Below are 20,054 nucleotides of genomic sequence, written 5' to 3'. Positions count from 1 at the left end.
CTCGACACGGGACGTCCCCTTCTCCCCAGGATGATGCGCACGTCACCCTATTCGTTCATCGACGTGGTGCGGAACGTGCACGCTATTGTCTGCTAATCCGCCACACCGGGGGGTGTGGCTTATGGGGGGTAACCAATGACGGAGCGGGACATGTCCGAATTTGCTGCGGCGGGGCGCAGACCGTACCGGGTGGGTTACGCACCGGGTGCTTACGATCTGTTCCATATCGGACATCTCAACATCCTTCGCCACGCCCGGAGTCAGTGCGACTACCTGGTGGCCGGTGTCGTATCCGATGAAATGGCCGAAATTGCCAAGGGGCGGCGCCCGATGATCCCGCTCGTCGAGCGGCTGGAGATCGTGCGCAGCGTCAAGTACGTGGACGCGGCATTCGTCGAGACCGTCCCGGACAAGGTCGAGACGTGGAAGCAGGTCCGTTTCGACGTGATCTTCAAGGGTGACGACTGGCGGGGGACCCCCAAGGGGGACCGTCTGGAGAGGGACTTCGCCGAGCACGGGGTCGAAGTCGTCTACTTCCCGTACACGGTGCACACCTCGAGCACCCAGCTGCGCCGGGCACTGGACGTCCTCTCGGAGCCGCTCTCCGCGGAACAGCGGCGCTGAGCGCCCCACCGCGGGGCCGCCCGGTCGCCGGCCGCGGGGGACCGGCCGCCGGTCGCACCGCGCCCGGCCGCCCCGCCCCGGTCACCTGGGTACGGCGCTGAGCTCCCGGTACCACTTGGCGAGGAAGGCCAGCAGGAACAGCGCCGCCACGGCGCCCATCCCCGCGTAGGCCCAGCGGAACGGCTGGCCGCCGCCCAGCAGCAGGAACACCAGGCAGAACACCCCGTAGTCCACGGGCAGCAACGCCACCGCCCGCACGGTCGACGGCGCCGCGGCGGGACTCCCCGGCGCCGGCGCGGGCTTGAGCTTCTCGGTCAGCAGCCCCCCGAAGAACGTGACGACCGACGCGAACTGGAAGCCCAGCGGCACCAGCAACCAGCCGGCCGTGACGCCGTACGCGTCGGGGAAGCGGTAGAAGCCGATCAGCACGCACGAGTGCAGCGCGGTGAGCTTCGCGCAGTCCACGACGTGGTCCAGCCACTCGCCGGACGCGCTGCCGCCCCCGCGCAGCCGGGCGAGCTGCCCGTCGGCGGAGTCGAAGGCGAAGCCGACGGCGAGCGCGGCCCACACCGCGATCCCCAGCCCCCACGAGGGCGCGACCAGCGCGACGGCGGCCGCGGCGGCGAAACTGAAGGCGGCACTGACCAGCGTCACCTGGTTCGGGCTCAGTCCGATCGCGTACGATCCCGCGGCCAGGTACCGCCCGGCCGGCCGGTTGACGAACCGCGAATAGAGCGACACCCCCTTCGCAGACTTCTGCGCCCCGCGCAGTTCCCGCAGCGCGGCCTGGACACTTGCCATCGACACGACCCCTCGAACGCCCGTTTACGCGTGTGTGCGTACGAAGGCCATCATCGCAGCAGGGCGCACGAGGCCCCCGCCCCGGCCCGTCGCCCCGCCCCCGCCGTCTCAGCCCACCACCTTCAGCAGCAGCACCGCGCGGGCCGGGACCGTCACGGTCTCGCCCCCGGCGTGCCGGGTGCCGGGGGCGGCCGCCTGGTCCTCCCGGGAGGTGTCCAGGACCAGCTCGTAGGCCGCGGCCCACGGAGCGCCCGGCAGCACCCACCGGGCCGGCCCGTCCCCGGCGTGCAGCAGCGCCAGGAAGCTGTCGTCCGTCACCTGCCGGCCCCGCTCGTCCCGGCCCGGGATGTCCCGGCCCGAGAGGTACAGGGCCACCGCGTCGGCCGGCGCGTACCAGTCCCGCTCGGTCATCTCCGTGCCCGCCGGGGTGAACCAGGCCAGGTCCCGCAGTCCGTCCGTGCCCTGCGAGCTGCCGGAGAAGAACGCCCGCCGCCGCAGCACCGGATGGGCCCGGCGCAGCGACAGCAGCCTGCGGGTCAGCGACAGCAGCCCGTGCCAGGCCGGGTCCGAGAGCAGCGACCAGTCCACCCAGCTCGTCTCGTTGTCCTGGCAGTACGCGTTGTTGTTGCCGCCCTGGGTCCGGCCGAACTCGTCGCCCGCCACCAGCATCGGCACCCCGGTCGACAGGAGCAGGGTGGTCAGCATGTTCCGCAGCTGGCGGCGGCGCAGCGCGACGACGGGCGCGTCGTCCGTCTCGCCCTCCACCCCGCAGTTCCACGACCGGTTGTCGTTGGTCCCGTCGCGGCCCGCCTCCCCGTTCTCCTCGTTGTGCTTGGACTCGTAGGTCACCAGGTCGCGCAGGGTGAACCCGTCGTGCGCGGTGATGAAGTTGACCGAGGCGTACGGCCGCCGGCCGCCCCACGCGTACAGGTCGCTCGATCCCGACAGCCGGTACCCCAGGTCCCGTACGTCGGGCAGCGCGCCCCGCCAGAAGTCCCGTACGGCGTCCCGGTACCGGTCGTTCCACTCGGTCCACAGCGGAGGGAACGCCCCCACCTGGTACCCGCCCGATCCCACGTCCCACGGCTCGGCGATCAGCTTCACCCGCCGCAGCACCGGATCCTGGGCGATCACCGCGAGGAACGGCGACAGCATGTCCACGTCGTGCATCGAGCGGGCCAGCGCCGCCGCCAGGTCGAAGCGGAAGCCGTCCACCCCCATCTCCGTCACCCAGTAGCGCAGCGAGTCGGTGATCAGGCGCAGCACGTGCGGGCGCCCGGCGTGCAGGGTGTTCCCGCAGCCCGTGTAGTCGGCGTACCGGCGCTGGTCCGACTGGAGCCGGTAGTACGCGCGGTTGTCGATCCCGCGCAGCGACAGCGTCGGGCCCAGCTCGCCCGCCTCCGCCGTGTGGTTGTAGACCACGTCGAGGATGACCTCGATCCCGGCCGCGTGCAGCGCCTTGACCATCCGCTTGAACTCGCCGACCTGCTGCCCGGTCGTACCGCTCGACGAATAGGCCGCGTGCGGGGCGAAGTAGCCGATCGAGTTGTAGCCCCAGTAGTTGCTCAGGTCCCGGCGCAGCAGGTGGTCCTCGTGCGCGAACTGATGGACCGGCAGCAGCTCCACCGCCGTCACCCCGAGCCCGGTCAGGTGCTCGATCGCCGCCGGGTGCGCGAGGCCCGCGTAGGTGCCGCGCAGGTGTTCGGGAATGCCCGGATGGCGCATCGTGAAACCGCGCACGTGCAGTTCGTAGATGACGGAATCGGCCCACGGCGTCTTCGGCCGCACGTCGTCCGCCCAGTCGTCGTCATCGTGGACCACGACCCCCTTGGGGACGTGCGGCGCCGAATCGCGGTCGTCGCGCACGGTGTCCGCGATGTACTGCTGCGGCCAGTCGCGGACGTGCCCGTACACCTCCGGCGGCAGCCGGAAGTCCCCGTCCACGGCCCGCGCGTACGGATCCAGCAGCAGCTTCGCCGGGTTGTAGCGGGCCCCCGTCCACGGATCCCAGCGGCCGTGGACCCGGAACCCGTACCGCTGCCCGGGGCGCACGCCCGGCAGGAAGCCGTGCCAGATCTCGTGCGTGAGCTCCGTCAGGGCGCACCGGGTCTCGGTGCCGGCCTCGTCGAACAGACATACCTCCACCGCCTCCGCGCCCTGCGCCCACAGCGCGAAGTTCGTCCCGGCGGTCCCGTCCGGGCCGTGGTGGAACCGGGCCCCCAGCGGATGCGAGGACCCGGGCCACACCGGTGGCCCCGGGCGTGCCTGGGCCCGCACCACGGGCCCCCTGAGCCGGTCGGACGCGGGCCCGTGCCCGGCCCGGGGCCGGTCCGGACGCCCCGCCGGGGGCTCGTCGACGTGCGGAACGGTCAAGGCCGCCCCTCCGCTCCGTACCTCGATCGCGACGGCTTCCACCGTTTCCTGCTCGGCTGCGCTCGACACTGCCCGCCTCCACGGCTCTCGGTACCGGGGGTAAGGGAAGTGCGGCCCCGGCGTCCCGGCCCGGGCCCGCCCCCGTCTGGTCCTTCCCACTGTTCTGCCCGGACTGTTCTGCCTGGAACTCGAGTCACACCCACGTTTCCCTCGGAGGTGCCTCGTCGTTGGAGGAACGTGACTCTTCTGACGAGGCGGGCAGGGGCGGGATTGGCCGCCGTGGCGGCGTGGGCGGGCCTCCTCGGAGGCCTGTCCGGATGCACCGCGAAAGGCAGCTCCCCGATCGAGATCCAGCTGCCCGGCAAACCCCGGTCGCCGGACGAGGCCATCCGGATCACCCCGGAGGACAACGCCAAGGGCGTCCCGGCCGAGGGCCCGCTGACGGTCACCGTGCCCGAGGGCCGGCTCGAGCGCGTCGTGGTGACCAAGGTCGAGGACGCCCAGGAGGAGAAGGTGCCCGGCACCATCGCCGTCGACGGGCTCAGCTGGAGCCCCGACCCGGAGGCCGGACGGCTCGCGCTCGCGGCCAAGTACACCGTGGACGCGGTCGCCCTCGACGGGCACGACCGCCGCCAGGCACGGCACACCACCTTCACCACCTACGTCCCCGAGGAGCGGTTCATCGGCTACTTCAAACCGGAGAACCGCTCCACCGTCGGCACCGGCATGATCATTTCCTTCGGCTTCAGCCGCTCCATCGCGCGGCGCGCGGAGGTCGAACGGGCCATCACCGTCACCTCCGTCCCGCCCGTGGAGATCTCCGGCCACTGGTTCGGCGACGAACGCCTCGACTTCCGGCCCAAGCAGTACTGGAAGCCCGGCACCGAGGTCACGGTCAGGATGAAGCTGCGCGACGTCGAGGGCGCGGCCGGTTCGTACGGCATCCAGGACAGGACCATCCGCTTCACCGTCGGCCGCTCCCAGATCTCCACCGTGGACGCGGCCGCGCACACCATGGAGGTCCGGCGCGACGGCGAGCTGGTGTCCACGGTGCCGGTCACCGCCGGAGCCCCCAAGCACACGACCTACAACGGCAAGATGGTGGTGATGGAGCTCTTCGACGTCACCCGGATGAACGGGCAGACCGTCGGCTTCGGCGGCGAGTACGACATCCCCGACGTCCCGCACGCCATGCGGCTCACCCGCTCCGGGACCTTCCTGCACGGCAACTACTGGGCCAGCCCGGACACCTTCGGCTCCAGCAACGTCAGCCACGGCTGCATCGGACTGCGCGACAACAAGGGCGGCGGCTCCGACACCCCGGCCGGCTGGTTCTTCGACCGGAGCCTGGTCGGGGACGTGGTCGAGGTCGTGAACTCGCAGGACAAGACGGTCGCCCCGGACAACGGGCTGGGCGGCTGGAACATGTCCTGGACGGCGTGGGTGGCCGGCTCCGCCACCGGCTGACGCCGCCACCCGGCGCGGGGGGCTCCGCCACCGCCGAGCCCGGCATCCGGCACCCGGCACCCGGCACCGAGGACTGACTCTTCCGGGACGCCCACCGGCGTGTCCCCGGCGTGTCCCCGGCGTGTCCTCACTCTTGGGACGGAACGGTGACACGCTCGTACCGTCCCGTGATATCCCCATGTGTTTTCCTGGCAGGAAGCGCGCGACTGCCCGCGCGCGGGGGACATGGGGAGAACAAGAGTGAACCTGCAGCCGATACGCGGCCGCGCCCGCACCGGCCTGCCGGCCCTCCTGCTGGGCGCGGCCCTGTTGTTGACGACCGCGTGCAGCGGTGGCGGCAACGGCGGGGGCGCCGGCGGGAGCGGTGGTGGGGACGGCGGTGCCGGGACGAGCGGCACCGAGGCGTCCAAGGCCGTCGTGAGCGTGAAGCCGGACGACGGGGCCAAGGAGGTCGCCACGAGCGGCATCCTCAAGATATCCAGCACCGGCGGCAAGCTCAGTACGGTGACGGTCGCCGACACCAAGGGCAACGCGGTCGAGGGCAAGCTCGCCGAGGACGGCGCGAGTTGGGAACCCTCCCGCAACCTCGCCTCCGCCACCGAGTACAAGGTGCACGCGATCGCCAAGGACGAGGCCGGCCGCGAGTCCGCGAAGGACACCACCTTCACCACCCTGACTCCCGCCAACACGTTCATCGGCCAGTACACGCCCGAGGACGGCGCCACCGTCGGCGTGGGCATGCCGGTCTCCATCAACTTCTCCCGGGGCATCACCAACCCCGAGGCCGTCGAGAAGGCCATCACGGTGACGGCCGAGCCCGCCGTGCCGGTCGAGGGCCACTGGTTCGGCAACGACCGCCTGGACTTCCGCCCCGAGAAGTACTGGGCCGCCGGCACCACGGTCACCCTGAAGCTCGCCCTCGACGGAGTCGAAGGCCGCCCGGGGGTCTACGGCAAGCAGACCCGTACGGTCACCTTCAAGGTCGGCCGCTCGCAGGTCACCACGGTCGACGCCGCCGCGCACGAGATGCACGTCGTCCGGGACGGCGCGGAGATCAAGAACATCCCGATCACCGCCGGCGCACCCTCGAACACCACGTACAACGGGCAGATGGTCATCAGCGAGAAGTACAAGGTGACCCGGATGAACGGCGCGACCGTCGGCTTCGGCGGCGAGTACGACATCTCCGACGTCCCGCACGCGATGCGGCTGACGACCTCGGGCACCTTCGTCCACGGCAACTACTGGGCCTCGTCCGGCACGTTCGGCTCCGAGAACGTCAGCCACGGCTGCGTCGGTCTCAAGGACGTCCGCGGAGCGGGTGACGGCGGCCAGCCCGCCGCCTGGTTCTTCGACCAGTCGATCATCGGCGACGTGGTCGTCGTGAAGAACTCCAAGGACAAGACGGTCGCCCCGGACAACGGCCTCAACGGCTGGAACATGGACTGGGCGGAATGGATCAAGTGATCCCCTGCCGTACGTAGTTCCCCGGGCCCGGTGTCCGGGTGGCCCGGTGCTGTGACCCACAGCACCGGGCCACCTCGCGTTAACCGGCGCTAACCTTCCCTGTATGACCATCTCTCTCGAAGTCTCCGAAGGCGTCGGCGTCATCCGGCTGGACCGGCCGCCCATGAACGCCCTGGACATCGCCACCCAGGACCGGCTGCGCGAGCTCGCGGTGGAGGCGACCGACCGGGCCGATGTCCGCGCGGTCGTCATCTACGGCGGCGAGAAGGTGTTCGCGGCGGGCGCGGACATCAAGGAGATGCAGACGATGGACCACGCGGCCATGGTCGCCCGGTCCCGCGGGCTGCAGGACGCCTTCACCGCCGTGGCCCGGATCCCCAAGCCCGTGGTCGCGGCCGTCACCGGCTACGCCCTGGGCGGCGGCTGCGAACTGGCGCTCTGCGCCGACTACCGGATCGCCGGCGACAACGCGAAGCTCGGCCAGCCCGAGATCCTGCTCGGCCTCATCCCGGGCGCGGGCGGCACCCAGCGGCTGTCCCGGCTGATCGGCCCCTCGAAGGCCAAGGACCTCATCTTCACCGGCCGCATGGTCAAGGCCGACGAGGCGCTCGCCCTCGGCCTCGTGGACCGCGTCGTGCCGGCCGCCGAGGTGTACGAGCAGGCGCACGCGTGGGCCGCGAAGCTGGCGCAGGGCCCGGCCCTCGCGCTGCGTGCCGCCAAGGAATGCGTGGACGCGGGTCTGGAGGCCGACATCGACACCGGACTGACCATCGAGCGCAACTGGTTCGCCGGTCTGTTCGCCACCGAGGACCGCGAGCGCGGCATGCGCAGCTTCGTCGAAGAGGGGCCCGGGAAGGCCAAGTTCCTCTAGTGCCGTGAGCGCGAGCGGCCGCCGGACCGGGGCGCCGTCCTCCCTGCGGGTGGATTAGCCAGGCCTTAAGGGAACCTTAAGCGAAAACGGAGATCCACTCAGGGTGATCGCCTCTTTGCAGGGTGTCACCGCAGGTCAAGGTGGGTATCGCGCGATCCGGATTGCCGAATGCATATGCCGGAAGGCCCCCTTGGAATCCATGATTCCGGGGGGTGTTTTCCTGCGGAACGGCCCGAACGGCCGCACCGGCCGTCCATGATGGGTGCATGGCGGGTCTGGAGGGTGTGGAACAGCCGCGGCAGCGCAGCAGCGCTTCCGTCGTACGGCTCACGGCGGCCCCGGAGGACGAACAGGGCCTCAAGGCGCTGGAGCTGTACGGGAACCCGGCCGATTCGGAAGTGACGTTGCCCTCCATGCCCGAGTCGGCGGGCAGTGCCCGCCGGCTCGCCCAGTGCGTGGTGGTGCGCTTGTGGGGCCTCTCGCCGCAGCTTGCCGAGCACACCGTGCTGCTGGTCTCCGAGCTCGTCGGCAATGCCGTCCGGCACACCGGGGCCCGCTCCTTCGGTTTACGGATGGTCAGGCGCCGCGGCTGGATCCGGGTCGAGGTGCGCGACCCCTCGCGAGGGCTGCCCTGTCTGATGCCGGTCCACGAGATGGACACCACGGGCCGGGGGCTGTTCCTCGTCGACAAGCTCTCCGACCGCTGGGGGGCGGACCTGCTGCCGCGCGGCAAGATCACCTGGTTCGAGATGCGGGTGGCCGACCGCTGACGGCCGAGTGCGGCCCCGGATGCTCGCTGCTCGCTGCTCGCTGCTCGTTGCTCCCTGTCCCGGGTGCCCCGGAAACACGGAAACCCCCTGTCGCCGTGATGGGGCGCTGCGGGGGTTCCATGGGAGCGCCGAGGATCGAAGGGGGTGTGATCCTCGGCGTGGAGACTTCGCTCGGGTCAACGGGAAGCCGTGGTTCCGACTATGGCAGACGAGGGACCAATCGCCAAAAGTCCCAAATTGGACATAAGTGTGCATATCCTAAGACTTTCTACCTAAATCTTAGGTGAGATGGGCCACGAACCTCGTAATCATTGAATAAATATCCACCGCTCAGAGTGAATCGTTGATCACGTAGCGGACGGGGGCCACTGGGGGGCGACCCGTCGAACGTCCCGAATTGGGTCAATCATTACCGAGAGGGGCATCCACCCCTTAAATGGGCAGGTGCTCTGCTACCCGGACCGCCGATCCGCTCTCCGAGCCGGCGCGGCGGTCGCCGCCGGCACCCTCACCGCCGCCTGCGGCACGGGTGCCCGTACCGCCCCCGCCGGCCCCGCGCCGTCCGCACCCCCCGCCAAGGCGGCCCCGGACAGACCGCCGGCCCCGGCCAGGGCGGCCCCCGCCCCGCGCCGGTTCGCAGGGCAGCCCGTCGAGATCGGGCACGGTCCGCGGGGCCGCCCGGCCGTCGCACTCACCTTCCACGGCAACGGGGACCCCGCCGTCGCCACGGCGGTGCTCGCCGAGGCGGAGCGGGGCGGAGCGCGCGTCACCGTCCTGGCCATCGGCGACTGGCTCGAGGAGCACCCGGACATGGCCCGCCGGATCCTGGACGGCGGCCACGAGCTCGGCAACCACACCCAGCACCACCTCGCGATCAACACCATGCCCGAGGCGCGGGCGTACGCGGAGATCACCGGCTGCGCCGACCGGCTCAAGCGGCTCACCGGGTCCATCGGCACCTGGTTCCGGCCGTCCCAGACCCAGTACGCCACCCCCCTGGTGCGAAAACTGGCCCAGCGAGCGGGTTACCCGCACGTCCTCTCCTACGACGTGGACTCCCTCGACTTCACCTCGCCCGGTGCCGCGGCCGTCGTCCGCACCGTCATGGGCACGATCCAGGGCGGATCGGTGGTGAGCCTGCACTTCGGCTACGCGGACACGGTCGCCGCGATGCCGCCCCTCCTCGAAGAACTCGCACGCCGCAAACTGCGCGCGGTGACCACCACGGAGCTGCTGACCCCATGACGACCACCCGCCTTCCCCGGAATGCCACCGTGCTGCTGGCCGGTCTGGTCCTCGCCGCCCTCGCCGGCTGCGGATCGGGCGACAAGGGCCCCGCCGAGGCGCTCGGCACGAAGGGTCCCGCCGTGCCCGCCAAGGCCGTACCGGCCGTGCCGCCGGGCCTGGCCGGGATGCCGCCGCTCCTCGACCCGAAGGACGTCTACGCGGCCGACCGGCCGAACAAACTCTCCCCGGTGGTCAAGGACTTCCCCTCCCGCGTCTACGTGCCGAACACCTCCTCCAACACGGTGTCCGTCATCGACCCCGCGACGTACAAGGTCATCGACACCATCCCGGTCGGCGTCCAGCCCCAGCACGTGGTCCCCTCGTGGGACATGAAGACCCTCTGGGTCAACAACAACCGCGGCCACACGCTCACCCCGATCAACCCGGCCACCGGCGAGGCGGGAGCGCCGGTGGAGGTGCACGACCCGTACAACCTGTACTTCACGCCCAACGGCAAGTACGCCGTGGTCATGGCGTCGATGGACAAGGAACTGGTCTTCCGCGATCCGCACACCATGGACCGCGTGAAGACCGTCCCCGTGACCTGCTTCGGGGTCAATCACGCCGACTTCTCCGCCGACGGCCGCTACTTCATCGTGAGCTGCGAGTTCTCCGGCGAACTGCTCAAGGTCGACACCGAGAAGATGGAAGTCGTCGGCCAGCAGAAACTGCCCTTCGAGGGCGCGATGCCGCAGGACGTCAAGGTCTCCCCGGACGGAAAGACCTTCTACGTCGCGGACATGATGGCCCACGGCATGTGGGTGCTCGGCGGGGACGACTTCGGGACCCCCAAACTGCTGCCCACCGGAAAGGGCTGCCACGGCCTGTACGTCAGCCGCGACTCCAAGGAGATGTACGTCTCCAACCGCGGCGAGGGCTCGGTCTCCGTCTTCGACTTCACCCAGAACAAGCTGACCAAGAAGTGGGAGCTGCCCGACGGCGGCAGCCCCGACATGGGTGGAGTCTCCGCCGACGGCAAGGTGCTGTGGCTGTCGGGCCGCTACAACTCCGAGGTCTACGCGATCGACACCACCACCGGAAAGGAGATCGCCAAGATCCCCGTGGGCTCCGGCCCGCACGGTCTCGCCGTGTACCCGCAGCCCGGCCGCTACTCCCTCGGCCACACCGGCATCTTCCGCTAGGACCACGACACGGATGTGCCCCGGGAGCTCGCACGACCCCCGGGGCACGCTCATCCGCTCACCGCCGCCGGTGTGATCACCAGGCGACGGGGAGCCGCTCGGGGAGGCGCTTGATGAAGCCGGTGCGCCACACGAGGTTCTCCGCCGGCACCGCGAGGCGCAGCTCGGGCAGCCGCCCGACCAGCACCTCCAGCGCGATCTCGGCGTGCGCCCGCCCCAGCGCGGACGCCGGGCAGAAGTGGCGGCCCGCGCCGAAGGCGAGGTGGGGCCGGGGGCTCTCGCGCTCCAGGTCCAGCTCGTCCGGGTTCTCGAAGGCGGCGGGGTCGAAATTGGCCCCTTCCAGCAGGACGAGGACCAGTTCGCCCTCCTTGACCAGTACGTCGCCGACCTGGACGTCCGCCATGGCGATGCGCGGCAGGCCGTCGCCGACGGACAGGTTCCAGCGGAGCAGTTCGTCCACGGCCTTGCCCATGCGCTCCGGGTGCTCGCGCAGGTAACCGATCAGCTCGGGCCTCTGCAGCAGCGCGAGGACCGCGAGGGTGAGGAACGCGGAGGTGGACACGGCGCCCGCCCCGAAGAGCGAGACGGCGACGGTGGCGAACATGTCGTCGGTCAGGTGCGCCGACCCGGGGTCCGCCAGTTTCAGTTCGGCGAACGCGCCGAGCAGCCCCGTACGCAGCTCGGCGGGCAGCGCCAGCTGGACGTTCAGCTGGTCGACGAAGTAGCCGACGTCCTTGTACCAGTTGAGCGCCGAGTCGGTGAACGGCTCGCGCGCGGTCATGAACGCGACGTCCAAGCCCGACATCAGCCGGCGCCAGTCCTCGAAGGGAACTCCGAGCACCCGGGCGTGCAGCGCCGCCGAGAAGGGGTCGGCGAATCCCGCCCGGAGGTCCGCCGGACCGCCCTCGGCGACGAGATGGTCGACGAGGGTGCCGGCCGTGGCGCGCAGCCAGTCCTGGAGCCCCTTCTGGCGCGGACTGAGCGCCTTCATCACCGCGTTGCGAAGGCCCGCGCCGTTGATGTTGCCCATGTTGTTGACGACCTCGGGCGGAATGGTCAGCGCGTACTGGCGCGGGACGCCGGCGTTCGCCGTGTCCTTGAGGCTGAAGCGCTCGTCCTCCAGTACCTGCTTGGCCAGCGCGTAGCTGCTCACCAGCCAGGCCGGGTCCCCGGTGAGGGTGCGCACCTTCGCGACCGGCGCCTTCTCGCGCAGCCAGGTGCACTCCTCGGGGAGCACGTCACCGCGTCGCGAGAGCGGGAAGTCCAGGAGGGCCCCCGCGGCCGGGTCGGTGCCCTCAAGCTGCTCGACGCTCATCGACGGTCCCTTCGGCTGGTGCGGTGTTCGCGTTCTCGTTCACGTTCGTGTTCGTCTTCGTGTGCGTCTGGTCCGGGTTGTTCTGCGACATTTCAGCTGTCTCGGGCCTTACGACGGCATAAGCCTGGTTCCGGGTGGCGCGAAGGCCCCCGCCGCGTGCGAACAGGACGTCCGTCATGGGCATCTTGAGGTGGTAGGCCGCCACGGAGGACGGCACGTCGAGAATGCTCGGGGTGTCGATGAAGAAGGGCAGCTCGGCCGCCATGTAATCGAAACACACCTGCAACTGCGCGTCGGTCATGGATTCACCTTCCGGCAACTTGGAGCCGACGAAGTGAAGGGCCATTTCCTCGCAGCCCTTGCGGAATTCGTCGTCAGTCTCCAGGAAATGCAGGACGCGTCGGTGCAGTAGTTGGTAGACGGGGTTCGTCCGGAATTCGGATAGTGCTCGTACGCGCACCTCGGCATCCGGGCTCACCGATTCCTCCACGCCCTTGAGGATCCTCCTCCGGACCGCCTTTATCTCTTTCGTCGCGCGCTTCTCCGCGTGCTCCCGGGTGTAGCCGAACGCGGCGAACATCCCGTCGACATGGAGGTCTGCGTAGACGAAGTCGACCTGCGCGAAGCGGGTCGTGGCCCACCGGGAAAGGCTGCCGATGCGCTCGGAGCTGAAGTAACTGTTTCCAGGACTCACTCCGATGAGCACATGGTCGCCGTCTTCCCAGATGTGGCGGCAGGTGCGGGTGAAGGGCAGAACTTCGAATGATGCGTCAGCTTGGATCGTCACCTGTGTGATCGCCCTTGTTGCCACTTGTCCCTGGGAGCCCTGCGCTCCTGGTGTGGCGGCAATGTCGCTACGTTATGCGGTGGCCCCGGAGCGTGACAAGTGGAGGCCGGAATTGTTGGCCGGAATTATTACTTCCGCCTTACGGAAGAGTAATGGAATTTCTATCTGCCGCTCGAACGGGACCCGGGGTACGGAGAGTGCCGCCAGGCCGCTACCCTGAGCCGGTCAACAAGCACCAAGAAGGGGTGGACCCAGTGGCGGACATCGAGAGCGCACGGACGACGTTCGGCAAGTTCGACGTGAACGGTGACGGCTTCGTGACGGCCGACGAGTTCCGTTCGGCGATGGCCGCGATGGGCGACGCGTACGTCACCGGCCCGGTCGCGGACGCCGTGATCGCCTCCAAGGACGCGAACGACGACGGCCTGCTGAGCTTCGACGAGTTCTGGGCCTCCCTGAACAAGTAAGCCCCGCGCGCCCCGGCCCTGCCGGGCCGGGGGCGCGTCAGGTTCGCCGCCGACGGCCCCGCGAGGCCGGGGCCGCCGCCGTCAGGCCCGCGGCCCGGACATGCCCTCCACCTCGGCGAGGGCCTCCTCCAGCCAGCGCAGCCAGAAGGTCTCCAGCCCGGTTCCGGCGTGCAGCACGACCCGGCGCAGCCGGTCCTGCGCGGAGTCCCGCCCGGCCGGGAAGTCCTTCTCCTCGATGGCCTCGTACTCCGCCAACTGGGCGCGGTGCAGCTCCAGGTGGCGCCGCAACTCCGCGGCCAGCCCCTGCGGCCCGACCACCGCGGCCGCCCGGATCCGGAGCAGCAGGGGATCCCGTACCGGCTTCGGGTCCTGGCGCTCCCCGACCCACCGGCCCAGCTCCGCGCTTCCGGCGGGCAGCACCTCGTACTCCTTCTTCTGCCCCCGTACGGGCACCTCGCTGGCCAGCGCCCGGATCAGCCCGGCATCCTCCAGCCGGCCGAGCTCGCGGTAGATCTGCTGGTGCGTCGCCGACCAGAAGTACCCGATCGACTTGTCGAAGCGCCGGGTCAGCTCCAGCCCCGACGAGGGCTTCTCGAGCAGGGCGGTGAGGATGGCGTGCGGGAGCGACATGCCGCCATCCTAGGTTTGCCGAAGGTCCGCAGGGGACGGCCTGGATCTCTCCGCGGCCGTGCGGCACCTACCGCCAGGCGGCCAGCGCCTCCGGGTCGCGCGGGCCCGGGGCGTCCGGGGCGAGGAGGCCGTGCGCGCGGAGGAGGGCCGTCACCGCCGGGGACCACGCCGTGCGCAGGCCTGCCGAGGACAGCAGGGCGGGGTCCGAGAGGAGGGCCCCGGCCGGGCCGAAGCGGATGCCCGACGGGGTCAGGACGGCCGCGTCGTCGGCCCAGCGGACCGCGAGGTCCACGTCGTGGGTGGCCATGACCACCGTCGTGCCGCCGGCGCGCAGCCCCGCGAGGACGTCCAGCAGCCGTTCCTGGCCGTCCGGGTCGAGGCCGGCCGTCGGCTCGTCCAGGATCAGCACGCGCGGCGCCATCGCCACCGCCCCCGCGATCGCCGCCCGCTTGCGCTGGCCGTAGGACAGGAGGTGGGTGGGGCGGTCGCGGAGCGCGGTGATGTCCAGTGCGTCGAGCGCCGAGTCGACCCGGGCGCGGACCTCCGGGGCGGCAAGCCCCATGTTCATCGGCCCGAAGGACACGTCCTGTTCGACGGACGCCGCGAAGAGCTGGTCGTCCGGGTCCTGCACCACCAGCTGGACGGAGGTCCGCAGCCGGGTCAGGCCGGTTCGGTCGTACGAGACCTTCGTGCCGTCGAGCCGCAGCGCACCCGATCCGGGCCGCAGGCCGCCGCTCAGCAGCCGCATCAGCGTGGTCTTGCCGCTGCCGTTGCGGCCCAGCAGGGCCAGCGCCCGCTCCTGCGCGATGGCGAAGTCGACGCCGGTGAGCACCGCGGGGCCGTCCTCGTAGGCGTAGCCCGCACCGGCCAGTTCCACCAACGGGTCCGCAGGCGGGTTCGCAGGCGGGCCGAGCGGCTCGATCGGGTTCAACGGGTCCGACGCGTTCACAGGTACAGCCCCTTCAGGGTGAGGGTCAGGGTGGTCAACGTGGCCAGCAGACCGGCCGTGCCCGCCAGGAACCGCCAGGACAGGGCCGACTCCGGTACGAGGACCCGCAGCGCGCCGTCGTAGCCCCGCCCGGCCAGCCCCGCCTGGAGCTTGGCCGCGCGGTCGAAGGCCCGTACGAACGAGGTCGCGGCCAGACCGGCCAGGGAACGCCACACCGCCGCCCGGCCGGTGTGCCCGAGGCGGGCCGCCTGGGCCCGGCGGACCTGCGCGACGGAGTCGAGGAGCAGGAACCCGATCCGGTACATGACCAGGGCCACGTCCACGACCGGTGCCGGCACCCCGGCCCGGACCAGCCGGGGGAGCACGTCGGAGACCGGGGTGGTGAAGGCGAACAGCAGCAGCCCGAGCGAGGCCGCCGAGGTGCGCAGGAGCAGTTCGGCGGCGTGCCGGGGGCCGTCGGGGGCCAGGGCGAGCGGTCCGGTGGGACCGCCGACCGCGAACAGCAGCGGCAGCGCTCCGGTGAAGCAGAAGCCGAGCGGGATCCGGAACGCCCGCCACAACTGCCGCCCGGCCACCCCCGCCGGGCCGAGCAGTACGGCGAGGGTCGCGGCGGCCACCAGCGGGCCGCCCGGCCAGGGCGGCAGGCACACGGCGGTCACCGTCAGCCCGACCCCGAGCAATGCCTTCTCCAGCGGGTGGCGGCCGCGCCAGCGGCTGCCGTGGGCAGCCACGTCGATCGGCAGCACCGCCTACGCCTCCGAGGAGGCGGGTGCGGGAGCCGCGGCGGCGGCCGCGCCCTGGCGGCGGCCCCTGCGGACGCCGAAGTAGTACGCCAGCACACCCGCGCCCAACGCCGCCTGCAGGGCGAACAGCGCCGACTCCACCTCCCCGGAGGGGGGTTCGTACAGCGGCGAGAACCACGGCTCGTAATCCGGCTCGAGCTCGGTGATGGCCGCCTCCGCCTGCGCGTCGGCGCCCGCGAAGGGCTCCTCCTTGCCCTCGCCGAGGCCGAGTGCGAGGGGGATGACGGCGAGCGCCGCCACCATGAGCAGCAACAAGCCGTTGATCTTCGTGTTCCTGGACAGGCCGCTCATCGGACCGCCGCCTCCCCTTCGGTCTTCGCTTCGGTCTTCGCATCGGGCTTCTCGTCGGGCTTCTCGTCGGTCTGCTCCGCGGTGCGGGCGGGCGCCGGCTTCGAGACGCCGAGCCGGACGAGGTCCGACGCGCTCGCCTGCAACAGCAGCCGCATCACGAGGACGGTCAGCAGGCCCTCGCTCACGGCCAGCGGGATCTGCGTGACCGCGAAGATCCCTCCGAACTTGGCGAGCGAGCCCGGGAACCCGGTGGCCGGGTCCGGGAAGGCGAGCGCGAGCTGGACGCTGGTGACGCAGTAGGTGACCAGGTCGGCGACGAAGGCACCGAAGAAGACGGTGACCATCAGGGGCAGGGCGAACCCGCGCAGCAGCCGGTAGACGGCGTAGCCCGCCCACGGACCGGCGACGGCCATCGAGAAGACGTTGGCGCCGAGGGTGGTGAGCCCGCCGTGTGCCAGCAGCAGGGCCTGGAAGAGCAGGGTGATCGTGCCGAGCACCGTCATGATCGGCGGCCGGAACAGGATCGCCCCGAGCCCCGTGCCGGTGGGATGCGAGCAACTGCCCGTCACCGAGGGGATCTTCAGGGCGGACAGGACGAAGGTGAAGGCTCCGGCCGCGCCGAGGAGCAGCGTGCTCTCGGGGTTGGCCTTCACCTCGCGGGTGAGCGAGCGGACGCCGTGGACGACGAAGGGAGCGGACGCGGCGCCCCAGGCGACCGCGTGCAAAGGGGGCAGGAACCCCTCGGCTATATGCATGAGTGGGGAGACCTCTCCAGCACCTCGTGGATGGACAACGCACCCTGGCCGGTCTCCTGGCTCACGGGTGCTGATGTCCCGGCCCCGCCTTCCCGGGCAGCACGGAAACTCCCGCGCAGCCCAGTGGCTTTCCCGCAGGAGTGGAGCCGGACTTCCCGATCACAGTGGCGAGGGCCGCACCGGTTTCCCACCGGTTTCCCGAACACCAAGGCCCGCTGACCCTAGTCGGCCGCACGGACCGGTAACAACCCGCCCCAAGGGTACCGATCGGCCACCGCATTCCGCTTGGTGCTCACCCTTCGTACCCGCGGGAGTGCCCCTCTGCCCCAATGTCCTCACGGGACCCTGGAGTTCCGCCTTCCCTTTCGCGCCGGGGAGGGGCGCTCCACCGACCCGCGATGTTCCGTACGACGAGCGGGCGGGCCCCGTTCGGGCGATGCCCGGTGGCGGTGGTGCCCGGCGGGGCCGAGGCTGGACGCGTGGCCGCAGACACCGATACCGCGAAGCGCTTCGACTACTCCGACCTGACCGCCGTCTACGTCAACTGCACGCTGAAGCGATCGCCGGAGCCCAGCAACACCGAGGGCCTGATCGACAAGAGCCGCACCGTGATGGAGGCGGCGGGTGTCCGGACCTCGCTCGTCCGCGCCGTCGACCACGACATCGCCACGGGCGTCTGGCCCGATATGACCGACCACGGCTGGGAGAGCGACCAGTGGCCGGTGCTCTACAGCCAGATCATGGACGCCGACATCCTCGTGCTGTGCGGACCGATCTGGCTCGGGGACAACAGCTCGGTGATGAAGCAGGTCATCGAGCGGCTGTACGCCTGCTCCTCGATCCTGAACGAGCACGGCCAGTACGCCTACTACGGGCGCGTCGGCGGGGCGCTGATCACCGGCAACGAGGACGGCGTCAAACACTGCGCCATGAACATCCTCTACAGCCTCCAGCACCTGGGCTACGCGATCCCGCCGCAGGCCGACGCCGGCTGGATCGGCGAGGCCGGCCCGGGACCCTCGTACCTCGACCCGGGATCCGGCGGCCCCGAGAACGACTTCACCAACCGCAACACGGCCTTCATGAGCTGGAACCTCATGCACCTCGCCGCCCTGCTGAAGCGGAACGGCGGGATGCCGTCGCACGGAAACCAGCGCTCCCAGTGGGACGCGGGCTGCCGCTTCGACTTCCCGAACCCCGAGCACCGCTGAGCCCCGGCCCCCGGCCCCCCGGCCGCGCGTCCGGGGGCCGGTCCGGGACGACGCCGGCCCCCGGACCCGGTGGGGCGGGCGGGCTCAGCGGGGCAGGAGGGTGCTCAGCTCGGCGTCGAGGTCGTAGTGCCGCTGCTCCTGGCCGCGCGGCACCATCAGGGTCATCCGGCGGCACAGCTCCCGTACGTCCTTCGCGCGCGCGGACACGACACAGCTCTGCCGACCGTTGCTGAAGGCGAGGAACACCCGGGGCTCGGTGCCCTTCCAGCGGGGCCACACCTGTATGTCGCCCTCCCCGGTGGCGCAGACGTGCCCGTCGAGCAGCAGCTCCCGCGAGAACACCCAGCGGGCGACGTGGACGCCGGCACCCTCGAAGTCGAGGGAGATCTCGTAGGGCCGGTCGGCGCGGTAGACGAAGACGCCCCGCAACGGGACGGGGACGGGCGCGGCCTCCAGCCGGAGCGGGAGAACCCAGTGTTCTGTACCGGTCATGCGCGGGGCCGCCTCTCTCACGGGGTGGGGCTCTCACTCCCACTCGGGCAAGCTAACCCACCCCGGGGGCCCTCACCGCCGGGCAAAGGTCCCGTCCGGCAGGGTCCCTCGACCCCTTTCCGCCCGGACGCGCGCGGCGGCGGCCGCCCCTCCCGGGTGGGAGGAGCGGCCGCCGCCGGCTGTCGGGCTCGGGGCCGGGGTCGGATCAGGCTGCCGCGTCGTAGCTCGGCACGGGCAGGGTCGCCGTGGCCAGAGCGGCGACGGACCAGCGCTGGGCGTCGCTCTGGTTGCAGTCCCAGAGCTGGAGCTGGATCCCGTTGGTCGTGTCACCGCGGTTCAGATCGAGGCAGCGGCCGGAGACCGGGTTGTGGAGGCTGCCGTCGGCGCGGGGCAGGAACCGCTGCGCCGGGTGGTTGTGGCAGTCCACTGCCTGGATCAGGGTGCCGTTGCCGGTACCGGCGTCCTTGGCGTCCAGGCACTTGCCCTGGATACGGACGGTGCCGTCGGCCCGGACGCCGAACTGTTGGGCGAGGCCCCCGTTGATCTCGTTGCAGTCCCAGATCTGCACCTTGCTGCCGTCGGACGCGAGGTCCGCGCACTTGGTGCCCTTCGAGGCCAGCGAGATCTTGGTGGGGGAGCCGGTGGCGGTGGGGGCCGCGGCGTAGGGGTAGACGGCGAAGTTGCTGATGCCGCCGACGAAGGTGCCGAAGTAGTCCGGCTGTCCGTTGACCTTGTACCGGCCGAGGACCAGCGGGCCCGTCGGGGCCGGGCTGGTCGTGGCCGCGTGGTTGCCGCTGGCGGCGAGGACGCCGTTGACGTACAGGCTCATCAGGCCGGTCTCGGCGTTGTAGACGGCGGTCAGACGGGTCCAGGCGTTCGGAACGAACCGCCCCGCGTCATTGACCTGGCCGGACCAGTCGTACGCCCAGCCGTCCGCGTCGGAGGAGGCCATGGCGAACCGCCACGAGGAGGTGGCGGCGTCTGCGTAGAGGGTGAAGGCGCTGTTGCGGGTGTTGTCCTGGCTGGCGATGAGCCCGCCGCTCGGACCCGCCTTGGCCCAGGTGCTGATGGTGAAGCTCTTGCGGGTGTCGACGGAGGTGCCGGCCGCGGTGATCGTCGCCTGGGCGCCGTTGAACGCGGCGTAGGAGGTGCTGCGGCCTTCGATGGTTTCGGCGGCGGGGTAGGTGATGCCGGTGGTGGTGGCGGGGTTCTTGTTGCCGTCTGCGCTGGGGGTGCTGGTGGCGGTTCCGGCGTTCAGCTTCCACTGGTAGGTGGGGGTGTTGAGGCTGCCCTGGAGGGTGAAGGTGGGGGCGATGCCGGTGACGGTGGGGTAGAGGACGCTGGTGCCGTTGGGGGCGGTGCCGAGGCCGTTGAAGGAGACGAGCTGCTGGTCCTTGTCGACGGCCCAGAGGTCGGGGATCTTGTCGCCGTTGAGGTCGCCGTCGGAGCCGACGCGGGGGTAGAGGGCCGGGTCGATCTTGCCGGTGATGAGGCCGGCGGCCGGGTCGGTGAAGCCGGTCAGGTCCGGGGCGTCAGCGGTGCCCTTGATGCT

Annotated in this window: 20 protein-coding genes and 1 riboswitch; of the genes, 9 read left to right on the top strand and 11 right to left on the bottom strand. The window is 70.8% G+C overall.

The window, feature by feature from the left end:
- Positions 1-150 precede the first annotated feature (150 nt).
- On the top strand, positions 151-624 hold the full coding sequence (locus ABZY44_RS00100; RefSeq protein ID WP_356649269.1) for an adenylyltransferase/cytidyltransferase family protein: 474 nt from the start codon (positions 151-153) through the stop codon (positions 622-624).
- A gap of 81 nt (positions 625-705) precedes the next feature.
- Here ABZY44_RS00100 and ABZY44_RS00095 read toward each other — a convergent pair whose 3' ends face one another.
- Both ABZY44_RS00095 and glgX read right to left on the bottom strand, forming a co-directional pair.
- Positions 706-1,425 carry a CDP-alcohol phosphatidyltransferase family protein gene (locus ABZY44_RS00095; protein WP_356649268.1) on the bottom strand — a complete coding sequence of 240 codons (720 nt, stop codon included), beginning with the start codon at positions 1,423-1,425 and terminating at the stop codon, positions 706-708.
- A gap of 108 nt (positions 1,426-1,533) precedes the next feature.
- On the bottom strand, positions 1,534-3,705 hold the full coding sequence (gene glgX, locus ABZY44_RS00090) for a glycogen debranching protein GlgX (RefSeq protein WP_356649425.1): 2,172 nt from the start codon (positions 3,703-3,705) through the stop codon (positions 1,534-1,536).
- Positions 3,706-4,044: 339 nt separating this feature from the next.
- On the opposite strand from glgX, the gene ABZY44_RS00085 reads away from it, so the two are divergent.
- The 6 genes from ABZY44_RS00085 (at position 4,045) to ABZY44_RS00060 (ending at position 10,802) form a co-directional block, all read left to right on the top strand.
- Complete coding sequence (locus ABZY44_RS00085) at positions 4,045-5,265, top strand: Ig-like domain-containing protein (RefSeq protein ID WP_356649424.1); 1,221 nt, start codon at positions 4,045-4,047, stop codon at positions 5,263-5,265.
- 246 nt (positions 5,266-5,511) lie between these two features.
- Positions 5,512-6,732 carry an Ig-like domain-containing protein gene (locus ABZY44_RS00080; protein ID WP_356649423.1) on the top strand — a complete coding sequence of 407 codons (1,221 nt, stop codon included), beginning with the start codon at positions 5,512-5,514 and terminating at the stop codon, positions 6,730-6,732.
- A 103-nt stretch (positions 6,733-6,835) separates the two neighbouring features.
- Positions 6,836-7,603: an enoyl-CoA hydratase-related protein gene (locus ABZY44_RS00075; RefSeq protein WP_356649267.1), complete on the top strand. Its 768-nt coding sequence runs from the start codon at positions 6,836-6,838 to the stop codon at positions 7,601-7,603.
- A gap of 266 nt (positions 7,604-7,869) precedes the next feature.
- Positions 7,870-8,373 carry an ATP-binding protein gene (locus tag ABZY44_RS00070; protein ID WP_356649266.1) on the top strand — a complete coding sequence of 168 codons (504 nt, stop codon included), beginning with the start codon at positions 7,870-7,872 and terminating at the stop codon, positions 8,371-8,373.
- Positions 8,374-8,817: 444 nt separating this feature from the next.
- Positions 8,818-9,618: a polysaccharide deacetylase family protein gene (locus tag ABZY44_RS00065; RefSeq protein WP_356649265.1), complete on the top strand. Its 801-nt coding sequence runs from the start codon at positions 8,818-8,820 to the stop codon at positions 9,616-9,618.
- Positions 9,615-10,802: a YncE family protein gene (locus ABZY44_RS00060; RefSeq protein WP_356649264.1), complete on the top strand. Its 1,188-nt coding sequence runs from the start codon at positions 9,615-9,617 to the stop codon at positions 10,800-10,802. Before ABZY44_RS00065 ends, ABZY44_RS00060 begins: the two co-directional genes overlap by 4 nt.
- Positions 10,803-10,878: 76 nt before the next feature.
- Here ABZY44_RS00060 and ABZY44_RS00055 read toward each other — a convergent pair whose 3' ends face one another.
- Both ABZY44_RS00055 and ABZY44_RS00050 read right to left on the bottom strand, forming a co-directional pair.
- Positions 10,879-12,117 carry a cytochrome P450 gene (locus ABZY44_RS00055; protein WP_356649263.1) on the bottom strand — a complete coding sequence of 413 codons (1,239 nt, stop codon included), beginning with the start codon at positions 12,115-12,117 and terminating at the stop codon, positions 10,879-10,881.
- Positions 12,098-12,904: a tRNA-dependent cyclodipeptide synthase gene (locus tag ABZY44_RS00050; protein ID WP_356649262.1), complete on the bottom strand. Its 807-nt coding sequence runs from the start codon at positions 12,902-12,904 to the stop codon at positions 12,098-12,100. The genes ABZY44_RS00055 and ABZY44_RS00050 overlap by 20 nt, the downstream gene beginning before the upstream one ends.
- A 254-nt stretch (positions 12,905-13,158) precedes the next feature.
- Here ABZY44_RS00050 and ABZY44_RS00045 point away from each other — a divergent pair, with 254 nt between their 5' ends.
- Positions 13,159-13,371, top strand: a complete 213-nt coding sequence (locus ABZY44_RS00045) for an EF-hand domain-containing protein (RefSeq protein WP_356649261.1) — start codon at positions 13,159-13,161, stop codon at positions 13,369-13,371.
- An 81-nt stretch (positions 13,372-13,452) separates the two neighbouring features.
- Here ABZY44_RS00045 and ABZY44_RS00040 read toward each other — a convergent pair whose 3' ends face one another.
- The 5 genes from ABZY44_RS00040 to ABZY44_RS00020 form a co-directional block, all read right to left on the bottom strand.
- A complete protein-coding gene (locus tag ABZY44_RS00040) occupies positions 13,453-14,001 on the bottom strand; it encodes a PadR family transcriptional regulator (RefSeq protein ID WP_356649260.1) in 549 nt (182 codons plus the stop codon).
- 67 nt (positions 14,002-14,068) lie between these two features.
- Entirely contained in the window at positions 14,069-14,923 is an 855-nt protein-coding gene (locus tag ABZY44_RS00035) for an ATP-binding cassette domain-containing protein (protein ID WP_356649422.1), read from the bottom strand.
- A 23-nt stretch (positions 14,924-14,946) separates the two neighbouring features.
- Positions 14,947-15,696 carry a cobalt ECF transporter T component CbiQ gene (gene cbiQ / locus ABZY44_RS00030; RefSeq protein WP_356649259.1) on the bottom strand — a complete coding sequence of 250 codons (750 nt, stop codon included), beginning with the start codon at positions 15,694-15,696 and terminating at the stop codon, positions 14,947-14,949.
- A 3-nt stretch (positions 15,697-15,699) separates the two neighbouring features.
- Entirely contained in the window at positions 15,700-16,035 is a 336-nt protein-coding gene (locus ABZY44_RS00025; RefSeq protein WP_356649421.1) for an energy-coupling factor ABC transporter substrate-binding protein, read from the bottom strand.
- 5 nt (positions 16,036-16,040) lie between these two features.
- Positions 16,041-16,799, bottom strand: a complete 759-nt coding sequence (locus ABZY44_RS00020) for an energy-coupling factor ABC transporter permease (RefSeq protein WP_356649258.1) — start codon at positions 16,797-16,799, stop codon at positions 16,041-16,043.
- A 28-nt stretch (positions 16,800-16,827) separates the two neighbouring features.
- Positions 16,828-17,024, bottom strand: a riboswitch (cobalamin riboswitch).
- Positions 17,025-17,278: 254 nt separating this feature from the next.
- Here ABZY44_RS00020 and ABZY44_RS00015 point away from each other — a divergent pair.
- On the top strand, positions 17,279-18,010 hold the full coding sequence (locus ABZY44_RS00015; protein WP_356649257.1) for a flavodoxin family protein: 732 nt from the start codon (positions 17,279-17,281) through the stop codon (positions 18,008-18,010).
- 84 nt (positions 18,011-18,094) lie between these two features.
- Here the strand turns inward: ABZY44_RS00015 and ABZY44_RS00010 are convergent, their stop codons facing one another.
- Together ABZY44_RS00010 and ABZY44_RS00005 are read right to left on the bottom strand one after the other, a co-directional pair.
- Positions 18,095-18,502 (bottom strand): SsgA family sporulation/cell division regulator, encoded by a 408-nt coding sequence (locus ABZY44_RS00010; RefSeq protein ID WP_356649256.1) that lies wholly within the window; start codon positions 18,500-18,502, stop codon positions 18,095-18,097.
- A 205-nt stretch (positions 18,503-18,707) separates the two neighbouring features.
- A partial coding sequence (locus ABZY44_RS00005; RefSeq protein ID WP_356649255.1) for a ricin-type beta-trefoil lectin domain protein occupies positions 18,708-20,054 on the bottom strand: 1,347 nt, incomplete at its 5' end.

The sequence above is a fragment of the Streptomyces sp. NPDC006544 genome (assembly GCF_040611715.1).
GTDB lineage: Bacteria > Actinomycetota > Actinomycetes > Streptomycetales > Streptomycetaceae > Streptomyces.
This window is presented reverse-complemented; position numbering and strand designations above follow the sequence as displayed.

Coding starts and splice junctions, on each gene's coding strand:
- ABZY44_RS00070 (WP_356649266.1), top strand. CDS start 7,870: ATGGCGGGTCTGGAGGGTGTGGAACAGCCGCGGCAGCGCAGCAGCGCT.
- ABZY44_RS00055 (WP_356649263.1), bottom strand. CDS start 12,117: ATGAGCGTCGAGCAGCTTGAGGGCACCGACCCGGCCGCGGGGGCCCTC.
- ABZY44_RS00100 (WP_356649269.1), top strand. CDS start 151: ATGTCCGAATTTGCTGCGGCGGGGCGCAGACCGTACCGGGTGGGTTAC.
- ABZY44_RS00010 (WP_356649256.1), bottom strand. CDS start 18,502: ATGACCGGTACAGAACACTGGGTTCTCCCGCTCCGGCTGGAGGCCGCG.
- ABZY44_RS00020 (WP_356649258.1), bottom strand. CDS start 16,799: ATGCATATAGCCGAGGGGTTCCTGCCCCCTTTGCACGCGGTCGCCTGG.
- ABZY44_RS00075 (WP_356649267.1), top strand. CDS start 6,836: ATGACCATCTCTCTCGAAGTCTCCGAAGGCGTCGGCGTCATCCGGCTG.
- ABZY44_RS00060 (WP_356649264.1), top strand. CDS start 9,615: ATGACGACCACCCGCCTTCCCCGGAATGCCACCGTGCTGCTGGCCGGT.
- ABZY44_RS00040 (WP_356649260.1), bottom strand. CDS start 14,001: ATGTCGCTCCCGCACGCCATCCTCACCGCCCTGCTCGAGAAGCCCTCG.
- ABZY44_RS00095 (WP_356649268.1), bottom strand. CDS start 1,425: ATGGCAAGTGTCCAGGCCGCGCTGCGGGAACTGCGCGGGGCGCAGAAG.